The organism is Lentilactobacillus fungorum (genome assembly GCF_016860605.1).
Lineage (GTDB): Bacteria > Bacillota > Bacilli > Lactobacillales > Lactobacillaceae > Lentilactobacillus > Lentilactobacillus fungorum.
In genome coordinates, this window is record NZ_BNJR01000007.1 from 20083 (window position 1) to 35656 (window position 15574).

6 protein-coding genes are annotated in these 15574 nt (G+C 47.0%); 4 read left to right on the forward strand and 2 right to left on the reverse strand.

Translation table 11 applies throughout. The features are described from left to right. The first annotated feature begins 144 nt into the window (after window positions 1-144). From YK48G_RS03000 to YK48G_RS03010, 3 genes are all read left to right on the forward strand, one after another. The gene (locus YK48G_RS03000; protein ID WP_203629236.1) at window positions 145-1326 is read left to right on the forward strand and encodes a homoserine dehydrogenase; all 1182 of its coding nucleotides are present in this window, start codon (window positions 145-147) and stop codon (window positions 1324-1326) included. Then, window positions 1323-2648, forward strand: a complete 1326-nt coding sequence (locus tag YK48G_RS03005) for an aspartate kinase (RefSeq protein WP_203629237.1) — start codon at window positions 1323-1325, stop codon at window positions 2646-2648. The genes YK48G_RS03000 and YK48G_RS03005 overlap by 4 nt, the downstream gene beginning before the upstream one ends. A gap of 311 nt (window positions 2649-2959) precedes the next feature. Then, window positions 2960-12577: a MucBP domain-containing protein gene (locus YK48G_RS03010; protein ID WP_203629238.1), complete on the forward strand. Its 9618-nt coding sequence runs from the start codon at window positions 2960-2962 to the stop codon at window positions 12575-12577. Between the two features lie 78 nt (window positions 12578-12655). Here YK48G_RS03010 and YK48G_RS03015 read toward each other — a convergent pair whose 3' ends face one another. Further along, window positions 12656-13486, reverse strand: coding sequence for a LysR family transcriptional regulator (locus YK48G_RS03015; RefSeq protein WP_203629239.1), 831 nt, complete (start codon window positions 13484-13486; stop codon window positions 12656-12658). Window positions 13487-13704: 218 nt separating this feature from the next. Between YK48G_RS03015 and YK48G_RS03020 the strand changes: the two genes are divergently transcribed. Next, a complete protein-coding gene (locus tag YK48G_RS03020; protein WP_203629240.1) occupies window positions 13705-14688 on the forward strand; it encodes a TDT family transporter in 984 nt (327 codons plus the stop codon). Between the two features lie 62 nt (window positions 14689-14750). Here the strand turns inward: YK48G_RS03020 and YK48G_RS03025 are convergent, their stop codons facing one another. Then, on the reverse strand, window positions 14751-15275 hold the full coding sequence (locus tag YK48G_RS03025) for a GNAT family N-acetyltransferase (protein ID WP_203629437.1): 525 nt from the start codon (window positions 15273-15275) through the stop codon (window positions 14751-14753). Between the last annotated feature and the right edge of the window lie 299 nt (window positions 15276-15574).

Consider the following 15574-nt stretch of genomic DNA (forward strand, 5'->3'; position numbering starts at 1 on the left):
TTACTCCTTGCATTTCTGTGATTACTATGATAATCTGTTTTCATTAGAAAAACAAGTGTTTATTATTTATGAACACGAATTTATTAGGACGGCTGCGTTAGGCAGAGACCTGGCGTCGCTCAACTTATCTGGGAGGTTTTAACTGTGAACATCGCAATTTTGGGGTTTGGTACGGTTGGTACCGGTGTTTATAAAATTATCAAGAAAGCGAATCGCCAGACCCAAAACCTCCATGTGAAGCATATTTTAATTCGAAAAAATAAAAAACCGGATTTACCGGAAATGACCGACGACATTGAAGCAATCTTAAATGATAAAGAAGTTGATATTGTTGTAGAGGTCATCGGCGGCATCGAACCGGCTCATCAGTATATTATCTCGGCTTTGAAGCACAAGAAGCATGTGATTACTGCCAATAAAGCCGTCATCGCCCAGTATATGGATGAATTTACCAAGGTTTCCCGCGAAAATGGCGTCAAGTTTTACTTTGAATCAAGTGTAGGCGGTGGTATTCCATGGATCCAAGGCTTGGAGCGGGCCTTAAGAGTTGATGACGTCAATAAGATTCAAGGGATTTTCAATGGGACGTCAAACTTTATTTTGGATCAGATGCATCGCAGCGGTGAGCCGTTTAACGACGTATTAATGCAGGCTCAGCAACTAGGCTACGCGGAAGCAGATCCTTCTGCTGACATTGACGGTTTGGACGTTGCCAACAAGTTGTGTATCAGCGTCGATATTGCCTATGACCTGTTTATCAAGCCAAACAAGGATCTGCCAATCTTTGGCATTCGCAACATCACTGAAGATGACATGGCTTACTTTGATCAGCTGGGGTTAACCGTCAAATTGATGGGAATTAGCCATCAGCGTGGCAATGAATTTGATTACGTGGTTGAACCAACACTGTACTATGGCGATACATTGGAGGCTCACACAAAGGATAATTACAATTTGATTTCTTTACACGGTCAAACCATTGGGAACTTGAAGTTTATGGGCCAAGGCGCCGGTCAACTGCCGACTGCTAATGCGGTTATTCAAGATATTTTAGATATTTTCCAAAACAAGGAACATTTAAAGCGGGAATTTAAGAGCCCCTTCAAATATCGATCGGATTTGACCAAACATGATTACATTGTTCGATCAGAAATTGATTGTTCAGAGCTCTTTAAGCGGTTTAGCCCATCGATTCGCGGCGATTACTTAGTTGTTAACGAAGTTCCAGTTGGTGAAATGCATCGGTTAATGAAACAAGTGCTTCAAAAAGATGAAACAGCGTTTATGGCAAGCTTACCAGAAAAACGGGGAGGTGCAGTAAAATGAAAGTTGCAAAATTTGGTGGGAGTTCGGTTGCTGATGCAGCCCAGTTCAAAAAAGTGCGTTCAATTGTAGAAGCCAGCGCGGATAGAAGAATCGTAGTGGTCAGCGCGGCTGGTAAGAGTAGCGAAGAGTCGATTAAGGTGACGGATTTGTTGATGGCCGTTGAAAAGTTAAGGGATGCCGGCGAGGATTATCAGCCGACCTTTAACCACATCGAACGGCGGTTTATCGGCATTCGTGATGCTTTGGGGCTCAATGTCGCTATCGAAAATGATCTGCAAAAAATCGAACGATTAATTCCAACCTGCACCTATGATTATTTGGTATCTCGTGGTGAATTTCTGACGGCAAAATTAATGGCCGACTTCTTAGGCTTTCAATTCCTTGATGCCGCCCGCTTCTTGGTGTATGACGGTCACACAGTTAATTATGGCGAATCAATTAACCGCCTGCGCGACTTTTTGTCGGCTAACTCACGGATAGTTGTCCCCGGTTTTTATGGCGTTGATGAGGCCGGTGAGATTCACGTGATGGCTCGGGGCGGTGGTGACGTTTCCGGCGCGATTATGGCAAATTTGGTTGACGCCGATTTGTATGAGAATTGGACAGACGTTTCTGGCATTAAGATGGCCGATCCGCGAATTGTTGATCATTCCCGCCGAATTAGCGAATTAACTTATGATGAGCTGCAGGAATTATCGTACATGGGCGTGAGTGTTTTTCAAGAAGAAGCAATCAAACCGGTTGCTGAACGTCAAATCCCAATTGCCATTTTGAATACGAATCATCCAGAAGAAGATGGCACGCTGGTTGAAGGAACGGTTCGCCGAGATCCCAACCAACTTGTGACCGGTGTCGCCGGTAAAAAAGACTATGTCATTATTTCAATTCAAAAATATCAGTTAAATAAGCGGTTTGACGTGATGGCAAAGGTCTTTTCTGAAATTCAGGCTTTCAATGTGCCGTTTGAATACGTTTCGTCCGGTACGGATTCGTTTAGTTTCTTGGCTAAGCGTAGTCAATTAGCTGGCAAATTAGGCGCAATTTTGGCAGCTCTTAAAAAGTGCGGGCTGGATCGGGTCAAGCTAGAAAAAGATATCGCGTTGGTTGCCGCGGTTTCCCATGAGTTGGGCAGCCGGCCAGCCAACGCGGGGAAAATTTTAGATCTCCTAAATGACAGTCAAATCAAGGTACACTTGGTCATCCAAGAAGGCAGCGATATCAAAGTCGTGTTCGGCGTGGCCAATGAAGATTATGAAAAAACCATCAAGAAGATTTATCGGGATGTTAATTTGAAGGCAAAAAAGCTTAGAATGGCGATTTAATATCGCGGCTAACCGTTTCTTCAAGCTAAACGGCTAGTCGCTCCTCCTCCAATAACCATTAAGTGAATAATTGCCACCCCCGTTTAGCGTTGAATGTCCACTCATTCAACGCTATTTTTTTGCCCTCACCTTGAAAAAAGCGGCAGTCAATGCCCTTTAACCGGGACTTAGAGCGTCTAAAAATTAGCGGCCAAAATTTCCCGTATTTTTTTGCCCCCATGATATGATGCTTTTGGAAATGGTAGACATGTAATGATGGGTATAACAAGTAAGACATTGAATTACTTGATTTGGGGAGGAGTTTGTTAATCATGAATAAATTGTCTAAAACGCGCGAAGAAAAGGTACATTACAAGATGTACAAAGCGGGGAAACATTGGTTATTCGCGGGCTTGGCAACGATCAGTTTGGGGATTGGATTAGGTTTGTCAGATGGCAATGCCAAGGCGAATACTGCCGATACGATTTCCGCTACAGAAGCAGTGACAGCCAACGGGGGTTCGGCTGCCGACCAGGGTTCAGATGCCCAAAGCCAAGCGGTAAGCTCAACCAGCACAAGTTCAACACAACCGGATAAGATGTCGGCTAGTTCGGCCGATTCCAATGTAGCGGTTAGCTCACCGGATGAGGCAAAAGAGGCGACTTCAACAGCTGTTCAGCCAGAGTCGGCTCAGTCTAAGCCGGAACCAACCGCTACTTTGTCGACGGCCGCTACAACGCAAGCCAAATCAACGGGTGCGTTGACGGCTTCTAGCCAATCGGCATCAATGACAAGTCAGGCACCAGCTCAATCTACCGCTGTGCCCTCAGCTACTGCCGATTCAAAAGCCGCTGCTACGCCTCACTCAATTAGCAGTTCTGAAAAGCAATCCCAAGCTGCTCAGTTAACAACCAGTGATGCCCCAACTGCTAAAGGGGCTGTCGCCGCCCAACCGGCAGAACAGACAACTGATACCGCGACGGCCGCTAAAGAAACCAGTCAGCCAGAAGATCAAAAAGCTGAAAAACCAACTTCAACGGCCAAGGTTGACCAGAAAACGGCAGCGCAACCCACTCAAGTCAGCGACAAAGTTAACGCGGCGATGGCTGATGAATTAGTTAATCAAAACGCGGATCAGGTTGATCAGCAGGCCGATTTGGATATGGATCAATTGGCCACAAAGGGCACGACTGCCAAAGTGTCGGCAAAGCTACAGCCGAAACTTGCCGGCACCGCCATGAATAAGATGATGTTTGCCGCTGCAGCTCCCGTGGAGATTGTAAAATCCGGCAACTGGGGGACCAGCAAGTGGGAGTTTGACTCAACCGGCACGCTGACAATCCATCAGGGCCAACTGTCTTCGGTAACTAATACGAATAATCCGTTAAAAGATTTTGCAGCAGATATTAAGAAAATCATGATTGATACCGGCACCACGGCGCCAGTTGATTCATCGTATTTATTTTCCCAACCAGATGGCAGTGGATTGCCTAACGTTACTTATATTCAAGGCGAAAATTTGATTACTAAAAACACGACTAACTTTGCCCGAATGTTTCAAAATGATCAGCGCTTAGTTTCGGTAGACGTCAGCAAATGGGACGTCCGCAAAGCTGTCATGCCAACGAGCTACCCTGATGATCAGCATCTTGGTGCCATGTACCAGATGTTTGACGGCGCTAGCAGCTTGACGTCACTGGACCTTACCGGCTGGGATACTTTTTCATTTAAAACCGCCGGTGCCTTTGGCTGGACAGCGATGCAGGAAATGTTAAGGGGAACGACCAATCTTTGGAAAATAACGGTTGGGCCTAAAACATTCTTAGCTTCAAACAAGGACTTGGCCGGCAGTAACGCGATCCCCGATGCCCCTGGGAAGTATCAACAAATCGTCGACCCGTTGACTAATTTGTTATACGGGAGTACCAATGCCCAATGGCAATTAGTTGGTACTGGGACGGACCATCATCCACAAGGGCCGATGATGACAGCGACGGCGCTTCAAGACAAAATTAATGACGGTGACTATACCCAACCAATTACTTTTGTCTGGGCGCAAACCCAACTCGAAGCGGCCACGGTTAATTTCATTCGATCATTAGATGGCGTCAAATTATCAAGCGCTTCAACCACAGGACCAGTTGGCACGCAATTAGCGTTAACTCAGCTGAATACAAGCTCTGGGGTAGAAAAAGGCAGTCGGCTCGGCAGTCCTTTTGTAACTGCTAATCTGCCAAAGGGTTATCACTTAACACCAGATATTCGAACAAGTGACAAGCAACCTACCGCGCTCACCTATGGAACGGATAAAACGATTAACGTGTACGTGGAATCTGACGTTCCTTATTACAAAGCAGTAACCGTTAATAAGTATGAAATGGACGACAATGGCCAGCCAACTAATATTACTCTGGGAGCTTTTGATATTTTTGCGTTTGCTGGGGATGTGATCACGATAAAGTACAATGATCCAAGATGGTCGACAGCCAGCTTCGGTTTTGAAGTGATCCCCCAAGCGGATGTTGTCTACACGGTTCCGGGGACTCAAACTCCTAGCAAACCGGTGCCCCTTTATTTCAAGAAGATTGATGTTTCAACGATTACGGTTAATTACGTCAACACCAAAACTGGCGAAACAATCGGTACTAGCAAGCCCATCGGCAAGCGGTATGACACAATTGACTTAACCGCTAATAGTGATCGCTTAGCTATCCCTGTTGGCTACCATTATTCAACAACGCCGACTGAATTAGGCGGGCGAACTCAACCAACCAGTTTGGATTTGGAACCGACGCTGCAAACCGCAACCGTCTACGTGTCACCAAATGAAATTAAAACGACGGATACCGGCGCCATCACGGTTCACTATTATTTGGCCGACTCCACGACTAAAGTGCAAGCAGATCGTAAGGTTGGCGGTTTTGTCGGCGAGACGGTAACAATTTCCGCCCAAGACGCCGACCAAACCGTTGCAGGGTACACCCTGGTACCAAATCAGCCAGCCAAGAGCGTCACGTTGGATGGCCAACCAAAAGAAGCTACTTTCTACTATACGGCCAATGATCAAAAAAACATCACGATTACCTATCTTGACGGCGATTCCGGCAATTCAATCGGCACCAGTCAACCTGACGGGCGCACCGGTGAAACCCTTCAATTGGGTTCTGATAGCGCTAAAGTGGTTATCCCAGCCGGCTACTACTACGCAACTGCTGGTGAGTTAACGGGTGATCAAAAGCAGCCGAGTGACCTGACTTGGACGACGACACCGCAAACGACCAACGTTTACGTGATTGGCAATCCGGTTAAAGCTGGCGATCCCAACGCCGTGACGGTGCATTATTATCTGGAAAACACAACTCAATCCGTTAAGGCCGATGACTCACTTGGCGGCAAAATTGGTGGCCAAGTAACGGTTAATCCGGCAACAATTGCCGGTTATCGTCTCGTTGATGGTCAAACGGCTAAGGCGGTGACCTTGACTGCTGAAAACGACCAGACCGTGACTTTCTTTTATCAAGCCGATGAACAAAAAACAATTACGGTGAGTTACGTTGATACCAATACGAACAAGGAAATTGGTAACAGTGTCCCAACTGGCCACACCAATGAAAAGCTTGATTTGGGTTCAACGAGTGACCAGATTAGTATCCCGGCTGGCTACCACTACGCCACGCCAGCCGAATTACAGGCCGGCCAAACCCAGCCAACGGCTTTAACTTGGACGACCGATCAGCAGGCCACCAAAGTTTACGTGGTGGGCAATGAGGTTAAACCGGGCGACCAAAATGCCGTAACAGTTCATTATTATTTAGCAAATACGACCCAGTCACTCAAGGCGGATGAATCAGTTGGTGGTGTCGTTGGCATCCCGGTCACCATCGATCCAGCAGAAATTAAGGGTTACACGGGAATTGCCGGCCAAGCGGCTAAAACCCTCACGTTGGCCGCGGCAGCGGGTCAAATCGTAACGTTCTATTACACTGCAGATGATCAAAACAACATTACCGTTAGCTACGTTGATCCAAAGACGGGTGACCAAATTGGTGACAACCAAACGCCAGCTGGCCATACCGGTGAGAAACTTGATTTAGGCAAAGGCAGTCAACAAATGACAATCCCAGCAGGGTACCACTATGCCACGCCGGAAGAATTACCTCAAGGCACTCAGCAGCCAACGGCTTTAACTTGGACGACTAATCAACAGGCCACCAAAGTCTACGTTGTCGGGAACCCTGTTAAATCAGGTGATGTCAATGCCGTGACGGTTCACTACTATTTGGATCAAACGACCACGTCATTAAAGGCGGATGACTCAGTTGGCGGCATCGTGGGCGAGTCAGTGACGGTGAGCCCAGCAGAAATCAAGGGTTATACCTTGGTAGCCGGCCAAACGGCGCAAACGGTCAAGTTGGACGCGCAAAATGGTCAAACCCGCACATTCTATTATCAAGCTGACGCGCAAACCAACATCACAGTCATTTATGTTGATCCAAATGGTAACCAACAGGTGGGCAACCCGCAAAAACCAGCCGGCCATACTGGCGAAGAACTTGATTTAGGCAAAGATAGCCAACAACTCACCATCCCAGCCGGCTACCATTACGCAACCCCAGCCGAATTACCAAGTGGCGTTGGCCAGCCAGAAAATCCTAAGTGGACCACTGCGGATCAGACCACTCAAGTTTACGTGATTGGTAATGAAGTCAAGCCAACTGATCCGAATGCGATTACGGTTCACTACTACGTTGAAAACACCACGAAGGCTTTGAAAGCCGATGACTTGTTTGGCGGCCAAATTGGCACTCCGGTAACGGTGAGCCCAGCAGAAATCAAGGGTTATACCTTAGTAGCCGGCCAAACGGCGCAAACGATCATGCTAGACGTACAAAAAGGCCAGTCAGTGAGCTTTTATTACCGGGCTGATGCCCAAAGCAATATCACCATTCACTACGTTGATACAGATACGGGCAAATCCATTGGCACTAGTAACCCAGCTGGTCACACTGATGGGAAATTAGACTTGAGTGCCGCTGGCAGCCAATTAGAGGTTCCAGCCGGCTATCACTACGCAACCCCAGCAGAACTAAAAGAATCACAAACCCAGCCAACGGCTTTAACTTGGACGACTGATCAGCAGGATACCAACGTTTATATTACTGGCAACGTCGTTGAATCAGGTGACACGAATGCCATCACGGTTCACCATTATTTGGCAAACACGACCACGCCGCTTGCAACAGACGACTCACTTGGCGGCAAGGTGGGTGGCCAAGTAACGATAAGCCCGGCAACGATCAAGGGGTATACGTTAGTTGACGGCCAAAAAGCCCAAATGGTGACTCTAAAGGCAACCGCTGGTCAAACGGTGACGTTCTACTATCAAGCTGACGTCCAAACGAATATCACGGTCACCCTTGTGGATACCAACACGAGCACGAAAGTTGGCGATGGGCAAAAACCAGCCGGCCATACTGGCGAAACCTTGGATCTCGGCACTGACAGTAAGCAAATCAACATTCCGGCGGGTTATCATTACGCAACGCCAGCCGAGTTACCAGCAGGGACTAACCAGCCCGGTGAACTCACATGGACCACAACAGATCAAGCGACAACGGTTTACGTCATTGGTAATAAAGTTGAGTCCGGCGACGTTAACGCCGTCACCGTTCACCATTATTTGGTAAATACAACGACTTCATTGAAAGCCGATGAGTCATTGGGTGGCCGAGTAGGTGGTGAAGTGACTGCCAGCCCGGCAAACATTGCAGGGTATACGGCGATTGCTGGTCAAGCAGCAAAAATATTGACCCTTGATGCCAAAACTGGCCAAACGGTCGTCTTTTACTACCAAGCAAATGACCAGAACAATATCATGGTCAGCTACGTTGATACGGCAACTGGCAAAGAAGTTACTACTAGCGTGCCAACTGGCCATACCGGCGAAAAACTGGATTTGGGCAAAGACAGCGCTCAACTGGATATGCCAGCCGGCTACCATTATGCGACGCCAGAAGAACTTCAAGGCGACCAAAAGCAGCCAGAACAGTTAACTTGGACAACTGATCAGCAGGCTGCCAAAGTCTATGTGGTTGGCGATCCGGTAAAATCTGGTGATGTTAACGCGATAACGGTTCACTATTATTTGAACGGCACAACCAAAGCCCTCAAAGCCGATGACTCAATCGGCGGCGTGGTTGGCAGTCCGGTTACGATCAGCCCAGCTGTTATTAACGGCTACACCTTAGTAAATGGCCAAACAGCCCAGACGCTGACCTTAAAAGTTCAGGACGGCCAAACAGTCACCTTCTATTACACTGCGGATAGCCAGTCTAACATCACCGTCACTTATGTTGATCCAAAGACGGGTCAGCAAATTGGCAATTTGCAAACGCCAACGGGCCATACTGGTGAAACCCTTGATTTAGGCAACGGCAGCGACAAACTGGATATGCCAGCCGGCTACCATTACGCGACGCCAGAAGAATTAAAGGATGGCAAGCAGCAACCAAGTGATTTGACTTGGACAACCGACCAACAAACGACTCAGGTTTATGTCGTTGGTAATGAGGTTCACGCCGGCGATACCAATGCAGTGACGGTTCACTATTATTTGGCTGGAACGACTAAGGCGCTCAAAGCTGATGAGTCCTTTGGCGGAATTGTGGGCGATTCAGTAACGATTAGCCCAGCAGCGATCAAAGGTTACACATTGACTGCTGGTCAAGGCGCGCAGAAATTAGTGTTAGACGCGGCGAAGGGCCAAGTCGTCACGTTCTACTACGATGCTGATGAGCAAAATAACATCACGATTCATTATGTTGACACGGACACGGGCAAGGCGATTGGGACCAGTACCCCAACTGGGCATACGGATGAACAATTGGATCTAAGTACGGATGGTGGCCAATTAGCCGTACCGGCCGGCTATCACTATGCGACGCCGACTGAATTAATAACGTCACAAAAGCAACCATCAGGTTTAACTTGGACAACCGATCGGCAAGACACGACGGTTTATATTACGGGTAACGACGTCAAGCCAGGCGACGTGAACGCCATTACCGTTCATCACTATTTGGAAAACACCACCACGGCGCTGCAAGCCGATCAATCGCTTGGTGGCAAGGTTGGCGGTGAAGTGGTGGTTAGCCCGGCAACCATTAGCGGCTACGAATTAGTTGCTGGCCAAGCTGCCAGAACAGTAACCTTGGCAGCAGAAAACGGCCAAACGGTGACGTTCTACTATCGGGCAGTGGGCCAAAATAACATTACCGTTAGTTATGTGGATGTCGCTACTGGCAGTGAAATTGGGAGCAACCAACCAGCGGGACATACCGGCGAGAAGCTGGATTTAGGTGCTGATAGCTCGCAAATTACAATTCCAGCTGGCTATCATTACGCAACCCCAACGGAGTTAAAGGCTGGTAGTCAACAACCAAGTGACCTGACTTGGACGACAGCTGAACAAACGGCCAACGTTTATGTGGTTGGCAACGACGTTCATTCCGGTGATGCTAACGCTGTAATGGTGCATTACTATGCAGAAGGCACGACTAAAGGGCTCAAAGCTGACGATTCGATTGGCGGCGTGGTTGGCAGCCCAGTGACGATTAACCCAGCAGTGATTAACGGCTACAAGCTGATTGATGGTCAGTCGGCTCAGACAGTCATCCTCGACGTGGTTAAGGGGCAAACCGTCACGTACCGTTATCAAGCAGAAGCCCAAAAGACAATTACGGTGAACTATCTGGATCCAGTGACTGGCAATCAAATTGGCGATAGTCAAACACCAAGTGGGCATACGGGCGAAAAACTCAATGTTGGCAAGGATAGCGATCAGCTTACGATACCGGCTGGTTATCACTACGCAACACCGGCAGAATTGCCCGTTGGTATTCAACAACCGGACAATCCAACTTGGACGCCAGATCAGCAAACCACTAACGTGTATGTTGTTGGCAACGATGTAAAACCAGGAGACGTCAACGCGGTCACCGTTCACTATTATTTGGCGGGGACTACCAAAGCCCTTAAGGCCGATGAGTCATTTGGCGGCAAAGTTGGTAGCCCAACAACAATTAACCCAGCAGTGATTGACGGCTACACGGTCGTTGGCGACCAGGCGGCTAAGAAGATAATCCTTGATGCTCAAACAGGCCAAGTGCTTACCTTCTACTACACCGCCAACCCGCAACATAACATCACCGTTAAATTAGTTGATTTAACGACGGGAAATGAAATTGGTGGCAGCCAAAAACCAGCTGGTCATACCGGCGAAAAATTAGATCTGGATTCTGATAGCCAACAAATTGAGATGCCAGCGGGATACCATTACGCCACCTCTAACGAATTAACGGCTGGCAAGCAACAGCCGGATGATTTAACTTGGACGACGGCTGATCAAGAAACTCAGGTGTATATCGTCGGCAATGATGTGAAACCGGCCGATGCCAATGCGGTTGTTGTTCATCATTACTTGGCAGGGACTACCCAGTCCCTGAAAGAAGATGACGTGTATGGCGGCAAGGTAGGTTCACCCGTAACCGTGAAACCGGCTAAGTTAGTGGGCTATACGCTAGTGGCCGGTCAACAAGCCCAAACAGTGACGTTACAGGATAAGGTTGGCCATCAGTTAACCTTCTATTACCAATCTGACCAACAAAACAATATCACGGTGACCTATATTGATCCTCAAACCGGCGACGTCATTGGGGATAGCCAAACGCCAGCCGGCCATACCGGCGAAAGCTTGGATCTGGGTTCTGATAGTCAACAAATTGAGATTCCAGCTGGTTATCACTACGCCACCCCAGAAGAACTGAAGGATGGCCAAAAGCAACCAGATGATTTAACTTGGAAAATGACGGCTCAAGTAACTCAGATCTACGTTGTCGGCAATCAGGTTAACCCAAACGATGCCAATGCAGTAGTCGTTCATTACTACGAAAAGGGCACTACCACTCCGGTTAAACCAGACAGTCATATCGGCGGCGTGGTTGGGCAAACCGTGACGGTTGACCCTAACAATCTGTCGGTGCCAGGATACACTTTGGTAGCAGGGCAAACACCGCAAAGCTGGCAATTAACGGCTAAGGACGGTCATGAATTCGTCTTCTATTACACGAAAAATTCAGGACCAACTGGTCAAGTAACGGCAACGACATCCCGACCAGTTAAGGATGTCGAGATCACAAGTAGTGTCCAGACTGCACCAACGCAGGAAACGGCTCAACGCAAACCGGCCACCCAACAGAAGGTGAAGAAGGGGCAGGCGGTTTATGCGGTAAAGAAGATTTATCTGTACAAGGATAAGAACTTTACGAAGAAGGGGCGGATTGCCGTTTATGCTGGCAAACACCGGACTCAGCGGCCAATGTTTGTGGTGATCGGTTATGATTATTCCAAGAACGGTAACCTGCGTTATAAGGTGCGCGATGTGAACCACTTAAGCAAGACAAATAATTTGGTGGGCTACATCACGGCACGGTGGGCATATGTTCGCCCGGTTTATTACCAAGGTCGTCATAAGACGCTAACGGTTATCAACCCACGCGGGGTCACTGCTTATAAGAATAAGGACTTGACTGGTAAAGTTAAGAATTACAAGCAAGGGACTGTGCTTCATGTGAAACAAATTGTTCACCATAACTTAACGACCCGATACGTTCTGGAGAATGGCCAGTACATTACCGGAAACCGAAAACTTGTGATGATGGGCAACCACAAACTACCTCGTTACCTTAAAGCCAAGCACACAATCAATCGTTACCAAGATGCGAACTTAAGCAAGCAAACCAATAAGCGTCTCTATAAGGGCACCAAGGTCAAAATCCAAGCTTACGATTATTCGCGGGCGAATGATGTTACCAAGACCGGTACGTTGAGATATCAAATTGCTGGCGGTTATGTAACCGGAAACTCGAAGCTTGTGAAGGCATACGACTAGGTGTGACTAACTAATTAGCCAAAAAGGCAGCGACTGCATCAATTAAGATGTGGTTGCTGCCTTTTTGCTGCAATTAAGTTAAGCATCCAGATTATCAGTCACTTGTTTAATCAACTCAGTTATCGCCATTAAAAGTGGGACTTGCAGGTCTTCGTCGCGGGTTAAGAGGTAAAAGTCGCGAATGAATGCGCTGCCCAGCGTTTCTACTTGAACGTTTTCCGGCACGTCTTTTGAAGATAATAAGGCTTGGCCGACGCCAGTTGAGACGATCCGCCGAATTAAACCGCTATTGTTCACATGGATGAGCCGAATGGGGTGGATGTCGGCTTCCCTAAAGTATTGCTCTGTGTAATAACCAATCCCGGAGCCGGCCTCGCGAGTGATCCACGTCCCAGTTGGCGTGCCAGCCTTAACCAGTTGGTCTTTGCCAATTGACAGCCGTTTAACGTGTTCAGTCACCAAGGGCTTTTCAATAATCCCCAAGTCAATTTTGTAGTCCTCTAGTAGGGTCAAGACGCCTTCAGAATTAGAAACCGTTACGTCGTAATGAACGTCAGGTTGCCTTTGATTTAATTGGTTAGCGATCCTTGCAAACAAAATTCGTGAGACAGTTTGGGAAATCCCGAAGCGTACGTGAGCTTTCTTACTGGCTTGCAGGTCGGTAATTTCGGTATTAATATCGTGCCAGTCGTCTAAGATCTTGGCACTGCGTTTGTACAAAATATCTGCCGCTGGGGTGGGGACGCTTTCCCGGCGGCTTTTGCGTTCAAATAGTTCAGTATTCAATTGGGCTTCTAATTGCTTGATCTGATTAGAAACGGTTGGCTGGGTAATGAACAGCTGCTGAGCTGCCAGCGAAAAGCTATGAGTTCGGTATACCACCATGAAAGTTTCTAAAAATTTAAACATCTAACCACCGCCTATAAATTTATTCTATAATAAATATAGATATTATCAATTTTATTTATTGTAGCATAACCAGTATAATCAGTAAAAGTAAATGAAGCAAAGCGGTTAGAAGTTAGCGGTTCAATCTCATTTTCCAAGAATCCTCGGGTTCGTTATTTTGGGCGAGATTACACGTAGACCCCGCTTGACAAAGTTGTCCGAAGGAAGAGGGAGACCATATGAGAGAATTTTTAGAAAAATTACCTTTACCGATTTGTGGTTTAATATTAGGCATTGCATCGTTAGGAAACTTATTTAAGGCAATCGGCTTTTCAACTGCCGGCAATTGCTGGGGGATTTTAGCGCTGGTGTTAATGCTGTTGGTGATTGCCAAAATCGGGGTTCATTTCAAGCGTAGTTTGATGGATCTAAACGACCCAGTGATCGCATCAGTCGCCCCCACCTTTACGATGTCTTTGATGATTATCAGCACGTTTTTAAAGGCATGGGGGTTGTCAGTAATCGCTTTGACTATTTGGACCGCTGCCGTTATTTTACAATTTGTGATTATGGGATATTTTGTTTACCGCCATTTATTACGGCCGTCGGTTCAGTTGGATCACGTATATCCGAGTTGGTTTGTCACTTTCGTTGGGATTGGTGTCATTCCAGTGACTGCTAATAACTTTATTCCGGCAATTGGGATGCCAGTTCTTTGGCTGTCACTCGGGCTATATGCCATTTTATTGCCGATCGTTTGCATTCGGCTCTTACGTCGGGAATTCATGTTTGAAGCTACCCTGCCATTATTAACGATTATGGCAGCTCCAGCCTCACTTTGTTTGACTGGCTATTTGAGCATGACCACAACGCCTTCGTGGTCATTTTCACTGGTCATGGTGTTGCTGGCCCAAAGCCTGTACTGGGGCACCTTAGCGAAGATTGTAAAATATGTGCGCTTGTCATTTTACCCAAGCTTTGGCGCCTTTACTTTCCCGCTGGTGATTTCGGCGACGGCTTTGAACCTTTTCCATCACAGCTTTAACTTGACTGGCGGCATTAGCGTGGCTGTCGGGATAATTGTTGACGTTGAAATCACGCTGGCGACGTTGATGGTCGCATTCGTTGTGATTCGCTATGGTAAGTTCTTAGTTGGCTTGGCCATGAATGCTTTTCAAAGTAAAAAAATCGTTCCCTCAGAAGATGAGACAATGAATAAATAGCAAAAAGAAGGCTCCCAATTACTTGATACCCTGAGTAATCGGGAGCCCTTTTTAGTTGTGAACTAGTGGTTAAATGCATCCAAGTAGGTTACCGTTCCAGTTACCCCCTTTAGGCCATCTGGAACCAATTCTTTCACCATGTAAGTTTCATCGGGAACCGGGAATGGTGGTTTGATCCCCGCCTTACTTGCCAGATGATAGCCAAAACGTGGATAATAATCCGGCCAGCCGAGGACACTGATGAACTTGTACCCAAGCTTAATCGCCCGGCTCTCTAATTCGTTAATAATGGCCGTGCCAATACCAGATTTCTGGAAGGCCGGCTGAACGGCTAAGGGTGCCAAACAAAGTCCAAGTGATGAAGTAGTAGGGCCAATCACGTGGATTTCACTGAGAAGACCATAGCCCACAATTTGGTTATGGTTATCGGCAACTACTTCTAATTTCTTCTGATAGGTTGGGTCCGCTCGAATCTTACCAACCAAGGCAGCTTCATTTCGGTAGCCATTAGCAGTTTTGGAAAATGTTGTTCGGAGAAGATCATCAACCGCTGAATAGTCTTCTTGACGAATAGTTCTAATTAACATCATGATTATTCCCACCTTTGCATTACAATTCTATTATTAAACATTTTCTTAGGAATTAGCAACTATTTCATTTTAAAAACGGAAACTGAAGTTTGTGAACCGGAAACTGTTTTTCTGATGATGCTTGCACAAAGGGAATCAGCCGCTGATAGCTGGTTAAAATGGATAACTTTAAGACTTGATAAAATGGCATTTTGATAAAATCTTCTAATTAAATTTTAAAAAAGTGTTGACAGAACCCTGATGGATGTTTTACACTTCATTCAACATTTAAATCCGACTAAATGATTTGCGTCAGC